This window comes from Microbacterium sp., from assembly GCF_035687345.1.
Lineage (GTDB): Bacteria > Actinomycetota > Actinomycetes > Actinomycetales > Microbacteriaceae > Microbacterium.
This window is the reverse complement of record NZ_DASRXZ010000040.1, coordinates 1-6,311: the sequence shown is the minus strand read 5'-3', so window position 1 is coordinate 6,311 and position 6,311 is coordinate 1. Positions and strand designations below refer to the sequence as shown.

Below are 6,311 nucleotides of genomic sequence, written 5' to 3'. Positions count from 1 at the left end.
CACCTGCCGAGCCCGCTGCGCATCTTCCTGCTCACGCTCGCGGTGGTCGACGACCTCATCGCGATCGCGATCATCGCGATCTTCTACACCGAGTCGATCGAGGTCGTGCCTCTGCTGCTCGGTCTTCTCACGATCGCCGTGTACGGCGTGATCGCGCAGCGGTATCGGCAGTTCTTCCACTTGAAGCCCGCCGCGGCGTGGCTCATCCTCCTGCCGATCGGCGTCGTCGCGTGGGCGTTCGTGCACGCATCCGGCATCCACGCGACGATCGCGGGCGTGCTCCTCGGATTCACGATCCCGGTGCTCCACCGCAAGCGAGACGACGTGAGCGATGACGAGCCCGGCCTGGCCGAGGTGTTCGAGCACCGCTTCCGGCCGTTGTCTGCCGGGTTCGCCGTGCCCATCTTCGCGTTCTTCTCCGCCGGGGTGGCGATCGGCGGTGCCGAGGGCCTCACGTCCGCACTCGCGGACCCGGTGCTCATCGGGGTCATGATCGGGCTCATCGTGGGCAAGCCGATCGGGATCGTGCTCACGACCTGGATCGCGACGCGGGCGCGCCACGCCCGCCTCGATCCCGCCGTCACCTGGATCGACCTCTTCGGCGTCGGTCTGCTCGCCGGCATCGGATTCACCGTGTCGCTGCTGGTGACCGAGCTGAGCTTCAAGGAGACGGACGCCCACCACGACCACGCCAAGGTCGGAATCCTCCTCGCGTCGATCGTCGCCGCCGCGTTCGCATCCGTCGTCCTCGGCGCCCGCAACCGCCGATACCGCAGAATCGAACAGGAGGAGTCGGTCGACGAAGACGGCGACGGCATTCCGGACGTCTATCCGACGCCCTGACGGATGCCGCGCCCCTCCGGCTCCGCACCGCACCGACCGCCAGGGAGCGCCCGATGGCCGACACCGACACAGACCCGCTGCGCGAAGCCGCCGATGTCATGCGCACGGTCCGCGATCGCTGCGTGTGGACGCAGCGGATCGACCATCGCGACCTCGTGCCCTACCTCGTCGAGGAGAGCGCGGAGCTCATCGACGCCGTCGAGACCGGCTCGCGCGGTGAACTGCGCGAGGAGCTCGGCGACCTGCTGTGGCAGGTGCTGTTCCACGCCGAGATCGCCTCACGCGACCCCGACGACCCCTTCGACATCGACGACGTCGCGCGGTCGCTCACCGAGAAGATGGTGCGACGGCATCCGCACGTCTTCGGCGACGCCGTCGCGAACACGCCGGAAGAGGTGCTCGTCCATTGGAACGCGGCGAAGGCCCTCGAGAAGCACGAGCGCCGGTCGGTGCTGGATGGGGTGAGCGAGCGGATGCCGAGCCTCGCGCTCGCGCAGAAGCTGCTGGGCCGTGCGGCGGCAGCCGATATCCGGACGCCGAGCGCCCTTCGACACGGCCCTGACGGGCCTGCTCAGGGACCGCGAGTCGAGACGAGATACACCCCGCCCGCGACCGAAGCGGAGCTCGGCGACGCCCTCCTCGCGCTCGTCGAGACCGCACGTGAGAACGGGTGGGACGCCGAGCGCGCGCTGCGCGAGCGCGTGCGGCGCCTGCAGGACGAGGTGCGGGCGGCCGAGGCATCCGGGTCGGATCTGGAAAACTAGGCGGGTGGCTTCCGTCAATCCGCCGCGCGGCATGCGTGACTTCCTCCCCGCCGACAAGGCCCGTCGCGAGCGCGTGCTCGCCGTCATCCGCGAGCGCTACCGCGCCCATGGGTTCGACGAGATCGAGACGCCCGTCGTCGAGGACTACGACCGCCTGCACGCCGGCATCGGCGGCGACAACGAGAAGCTCGCCTACAACGTGCTCAAGCGCGGGCTCGACGCCGACGCGATCCGCGCGGCCGCGGACGACCCTCGCGCGCTGTCCGATCTGGGGCTCCGGTACGACCTGACGGTTCCGCTCGCGCGCTTCTACGCGAGCCACCGCGCCGAGCTGCCGTCGGTGTTCCGCGCGATCCAGATCGCGCCCGTCTGGCGCGCGGAGCGGCCGCAGAAGGGCCGCTACCGCCAGTTCATGCAGTGCGACATCGACATCATCGGAGACGCATCCCCGCGCGCCGAGGCCGAGCTCGTCGTCGCGACGCTCGACACGCTCGACGCGCTCGGGCTCGAGGGCGGCAGCGTGCGGATCAACGACCGCCGTGCGCTGGACTGGATGCTCGACACGTTCGGCTTCGCGCCCGACGAGCGTGCGGGCGTGCTGATCACGATCGACAAGCTCGACAAGATCGGCCCAGACGGGGTCGTCGCCGAGCTCCGTGAGCGCGGTGCCACGGCATCCGCCGTCGACGCGTTCGAGTCCTTCCTCAAGCGCCCGCAGACGCGCGAGTTCTGGCCGTACGGCGAGCGTCAGATCCGCAAGGCGCTGCCCGACGGCGCGCCCGACGATGTCGTGGCGCACCTCGCGGGCATCGGCGAGGCGGTCGCCGCGGCGCGCGGCGGGGGAGAGATCCCGCTCGTGTTCGACGCGTTCCTCGTGCGCGGCATGGGCTACTACACGGGCACGATCTTCGAGCTCGCGCACCCCTCGGTGACGTACTCGCTCGGCGGCGGCGGCCGCTACGACGGCATGATCGGACGCTTCCTCGGCCAAGACGTGCCCGCGGTGGGCTTCTCGATCGGCTTCGAGCGCATCGTCGACCTGGTCGAGGCGAAGACGGATGCCGACGAGCGCGCGATCGTGCTCGTGCACGACCGCGATGTGCCGCTCGCCGAACTGCTCTCGCTCAAGAACGCGTTCGTCGCGGACGGCCTGCGCGTGCGCCTCGAGCAGCGCACGAAGAACCTCAAGGCGCTGCTCGACCGCGCCGCCGCGGACGGATACACCGCGTTCGCGACGGTCGCGGCCGGAGCGGGCGTCGACGACCTCGAGGTCAAGCCGCTGTCCTGAGGGCGCGCGTCAGCTGTCGCCGCCCGACGTGAGCTGCGCGGCCCATTCGGCCACACGCTGCGCGCTCTCCTCCTCGGAGAGGTCCTCGACGCGCGTCATGATCGACCACCGCACCCCGAACGGATCGCGGATGCTCGAGAACCGGTCGCCCGACACGAACGTGGTCGGAGCTTCCCGGATCGTCGCACCGGCCTCCGCAGCGCGTTCGGTGAGCGCGTCGACGTCGGGGCAGTACAGCCCCATCGAGTAGCAGTCGTCCTCGCCTTCCGGCGGCGGGACGAGGTGGTAGTCCGCGACGGGCTCGCCGAGCTGCAGGTGTCCGTTCCCGAAGTCGAGCTGCGCGTGGAACACGACTCCGTCGGACTCCGTCACGTCGACGACCCGCGCGCCGAACACGTCGCGGTAGAACTCGATCGCCTCCTTCGCGCGCGGGATCGCGAGGAACGGGGTCAGGGTCGTGAGCCCGTGGGGGATGCCGTTCGTCGTGTGGCGGCCGTTCGCCGCCGTTGCTGTCTTCTCCATACTCGGCACGCTACGGATGCCGCCCCCGGCTGCGCTTGGAGATATGCGACACGTGCGCGCCTACTCTGAAGAGCATGGATCCGACGCGTGGAATCCTGTATCCCGCGCGGCTGCCGCGGCTTACGCGGGTGCCGCCGGCCGCCGAGGCGAGCGACCTCGTGGAGTGGTTCTGGATCCCCGAGTGGGACATCGCGCCCGGCCGCTCGTCGCGGCAGGAGATCGTCGCGTACCCCGCGTCCAACCTCGTCGTGGAAGGGGGAGGCGTCGGCCTGTTCGGACCGACGACGCTCCGCTCCCACCGCGACCTCACGGGGCGCGGGTGGGCGGTGGGTGCGCTCCTGCGGCCCGCGGCGGTCGGGGCGCTGACGGCGGAAGCCGCGGCGTTGGTCGACGCATCCGTCTCTGTCGACGCCCCCGACCTCGTGCGCGCGATCTCCGACGCGATGGAGGACCCGGATGCCGCAAGGCGCCACGCTCGCGCCGCGGAGGCGTTCTCGTCGTGGCTCATCGCGCGGGCGGGAGCAGTGGGCGACGAGCAGCGCCTCGCGAACGACATGGCCGCCCTCGTCATGACCGACGCCGACATCGTGCGCGTCGATGACGCGGCCGCGCGCCTCGCGGTGTCGGTGCGCACGCTTCAGCGGCTCGCACGCCGGTATGTCGGACTGACTCCGTCGGCGATGATCCGCAGACGGAGGCTGCAGGAGGCGGCGCAACGCGTGCGCGACGATCCTGACGCCGATCTCGCGGCGATCGCGGCCGAGCTCGGCTACGCCGACCATGCCCACCTCACCAACGACTTCCGCACAGTGCTCGCCTTCACACCGAGCTCCTATCGACACGCGACGACCCTCTCGTGAACGTGCGGCGGTACTGCTAGCGTGCCGAGCACCGAGCACCTTTGCCGACGCAGCCGAAGGGAGCCCCCGTGACCGACGCAGCAACGAACGCACCCACAGGACCCAGTTCGACCAAGCCCCGCGAGGAGTGGACCGGACAGATCGGGTTCATCCTCTCCGCCATCGGGTCGGCGGTCGGGCTCGGCAACATCTGGCGGTTCCCGGGTGTGGCCTACGAGAACGGCGGGGGTGCGTTCCTCATCCCGTATCTCGTCGCGCTGATCACCGCCGGCATCCCGATCCTGTTCCTGGACTACGCGATCGGCCACCGCTTCCGCGGTGCCGCGCCGACCGCGTTCCGTCGGCTCGGCGGCCCGCGCGGGCGATGGCTCGAGACGCTCGGATGGTTCCAGGTCGCGATCGCGTTCGTGATCTCCATCTACTACGCGGTCGTCATCGCGTGGGCGCTGAGCTTCTTCGTCTTCTCCTTCGACCTGCGCTGGGGCGACGATCCGGCCGGGTTCCTGCTCGGCGACTACCTGCGCGTGGGCGACCCCGGAGTGAGCTTCGAGTTCGTGCCAGGCGTCCTGATCCCGCTTCTCATCGTGTGGGTCGCGACGATCATCGTGCTGGCGGCCGGCGTCGCGAAGGGCCTCCAGCGCGCGAACGTCATCGCGCTGCCCGTGCTGCTCATCGCGTTCCTCGTCCTCGTCGTGCGCTCGCTGTTCCTCGAGGGAGCGGCCGAAGGCCTCAACGCCTTCTTCACGCCGAACTGGGCGGCGCTCGGCGACCCGAACGTGTGGATCGCCGCGTACAGCCAGATCTTCTTCTCGCTGTCGATCGCGTTCGGCATCATGATCACCTACGCCTCCTACCGGCGGCGCCGTGCGAACCTGACCTCTCCCGGACTCGTGGTCGCCTTCGCGAACTCGTCGTTCGAGCTGCTCGCCGGTATCGGCGTCTTCGCGACGCTCGGCTTCTTCGCCTTCCAGCAGGGCATCCTCGTGGGCGAGCTCGAAGGTCTCACGGGCGTCGGCCTGTCGTTCATCACGTTCCCCGCGATCGTGGCCCAGATGCCGGGTGGCCCGATCTTCGGCGCCCTGTTCTTCGGCTCGCTCACGCTCGCGGGCTTCACGTCGCTCATCTCGGTGCTGCAGGTCGTGTCGGCGGGCATCCAGGAGAAGTTCCGGCTCACGCCGCGCGTCGCCGCGATCATCCTGGGCGTCGTGTGCACGCTGCTCTCGGTCCTGCTGTTCTCGACGACGACGGGGCTGATCGCGCTCGACGTCACGGACCAGTGGGCGAACAACATCGGCATTGTGGCATCCGCCGTGCTCATGTCGATCTTCGTCATCTGGGTGTTCCGTCGCGGACCCGAGCTGCGCCACCACTTGAACTCGGTCTCCACCTTCAAGGTCGGGCGCATCTGGGTGCTGCTGGTCGGCCTCGTGGCACCCGTCGTGCTGGGCTACATGCTCATCTCGCGCATCATCACGCTGCTCGTCGACGGCTACGAGGGGTACCCGGCGTGGTATCTCGGCCTCTTCGGCTGGGGCACGGTCGCCCTCATCGTGATCATCGCGATCGTCGCGTGGCTCATCCCGTGGCGTGAGTCCCCTGACGACTTCGCGCCATGGCCACCGCTTCCCGAGGCATCCGCCGAGACGCGCACGGAGGTGACACGATGACCGGTCTCGCCATCTTCTTCCTGATCCTCGCGATCCTGCTCGTGTGGGGAGGGCTCGTCGCCAGTGCGATCTACCTCGCGCGGCGTCCCGAGGTCGCGTCGTACCCACCCGGCGGGACCGACGATCACCGCGAGGACGCGGGGATCATCGAGCACGACACGTGAGTCAGGACGCGGCCCGCCGCTTCTCGCGCACGTAGACCTCGCGGCGCACGCGGGCGACGACGTCGCCCGAGGCATCCGTGATCTCGGTCTCGAACCATTCGCGCACCGGCGCGCCGCCCTTCGCGCGCTCGCGCAGCTCCTGCGCCTTCTCGCGCGGGACCTCGAAGTGCGCGGTCAGCACGCCGCGACCGGGCTTGACGAAC

General features: G+C 69.8%; 7 protein-coding genes and 1 pseudogene. 6 read left to right on the top strand and 2 right to left on the bottom strand.

Annotated features, from left to right (window positions below; all coding sequences use genetic code 11):
- The 3 genes from VFF97_RS04855 to hisS all read left to right on the top strand — a co-directional run.
- Positions 1-843, top strand: an 843-nt coding sequence (locus tag VFF97_RS04855) for a Na+/H+ antiporter NhaA (protein ID WP_325032366.1), incomplete at its 5' end; no start/stop codon positions are given.
- Between the two features lie 53 nt (positions 844-896).
- A complete protein-coding gene (locus tag VFF97_RS04850; RefSeq protein ID WP_325032365.1) occupies positions 897-1,607 on the top strand; it encodes a MazG family protein in 711 nt (236 codons plus the stop codon).
- Positions 1,608-1,638: 31 nt separating this feature from the next.
- Positions 1,639-2,895 carry a histidine--tRNA ligase gene (gene hisS, locus VFF97_RS04845; RefSeq protein ID WP_325032367.1) on the top strand — a complete coding sequence of 419 codons (1,257 nt, stop codon included), beginning with the start codon at positions 1,639-1,641 and terminating at the stop codon, positions 2,893-2,895.
- A gap of 9 nt (positions 2,896-2,904) precedes the next feature.
- Here the strand turns inward: hisS and VFF97_RS04840 are convergent, their stop codons facing one another.
- Positions 2,905-3,417 carry a VOC family protein gene (locus tag VFF97_RS04840; protein WP_325032364.1) on the bottom strand — a complete coding sequence of 171 codons (513 nt, stop codon included), beginning with the start codon at positions 3,415-3,417 and terminating at the stop codon, positions 2,905-2,907.
- Positions 3,418-3,491: 74 nt separating this feature from the next.
- Here VFF97_RS04840 and VFF97_RS04835 point away from each other — a divergent pair, with 74 nt between their 5' ends.
- The 3 genes from VFF97_RS04835 to VFF97_RS04825 all read left to right on the top strand — a co-directional run bounded on the left by VFF97_RS04835 (position 3,492) and on the right by VFF97_RS04825 (position 6,108).
- Entirely contained in the window at positions 3,492-4,277 is a 786-nt protein-coding gene (locus VFF97_RS04835) for a helix-turn-helix domain-containing protein (protein WP_325032363.1), read from the top strand.
- A gap of 68 nt (positions 4,278-4,345) precedes the next feature.
- Positions 4,346-5,944, top strand: coding sequence for a sodium-dependent transporter (locus VFF97_RS04830; RefSeq protein WP_325032362.1), 1,599 nt, complete (start codon positions 4,346-4,348; stop codon positions 5,942-5,944).
- Positions 5,941-6,108 (top strand): methionine/alanine import family NSS transporter small subunit, encoded by a 168-nt coding sequence (locus VFF97_RS04825; RefSeq protein WP_325032361.1) that lies wholly within the window; start codon positions 5,941-5,943, stop codon positions 6,106-6,108. The genes VFF97_RS04830 and VFF97_RS04825 overlap by 4 nt, the downstream gene beginning before the upstream one ends.
- 1 nt (position 6,109) lies before the next feature.
- Here the strand turns inward: VFF97_RS04825 and VFF97_RS04820 are convergent.
- A pseudogene (locus VFF97_RS04820) lies at positions 6,110-6,311 on the bottom strand (tetrameric acyl-CoA thioesterase); the annotation flags it as partial.

Bases quoted from the DNA above. Each gene is read 5' to 3' on its own strand.
- VFF97_RS04850 (WP_325032365.1), top strand. From the start codon at position 897: ATGGCCGACACCGACACAGACCCGCTGCGCGAAGCCGCCGATGTCATG.
- VFF97_RS04825 (WP_325032361.1), top strand. From the start codon at position 5,941: ATGACCGGTCTCGCCATCTTCTTCCTGATCCTCGCGATCCTGCTCGTG.
- VFF97_RS04840 (WP_325032364.1), bottom strand. From the start codon at position 3,417: ATGGAGAAGACAGCAACGGCGGCGAACGGCCGCCACACGACGAACGGC.
- hisS (WP_325032367.1), top strand. From the start codon at position 1,639: ATGCGTGACTTCCTCCCCGCCGACAAGGCCCGTCGCGAGCGCGTGCTC.
- VFF97_RS04835 (WP_325032363.1), top strand. From the start codon at position 3,492: ATGGATCCGACGCGTGGAATCCTGTATCCCGCGCGGCTGCCGCGGCTT.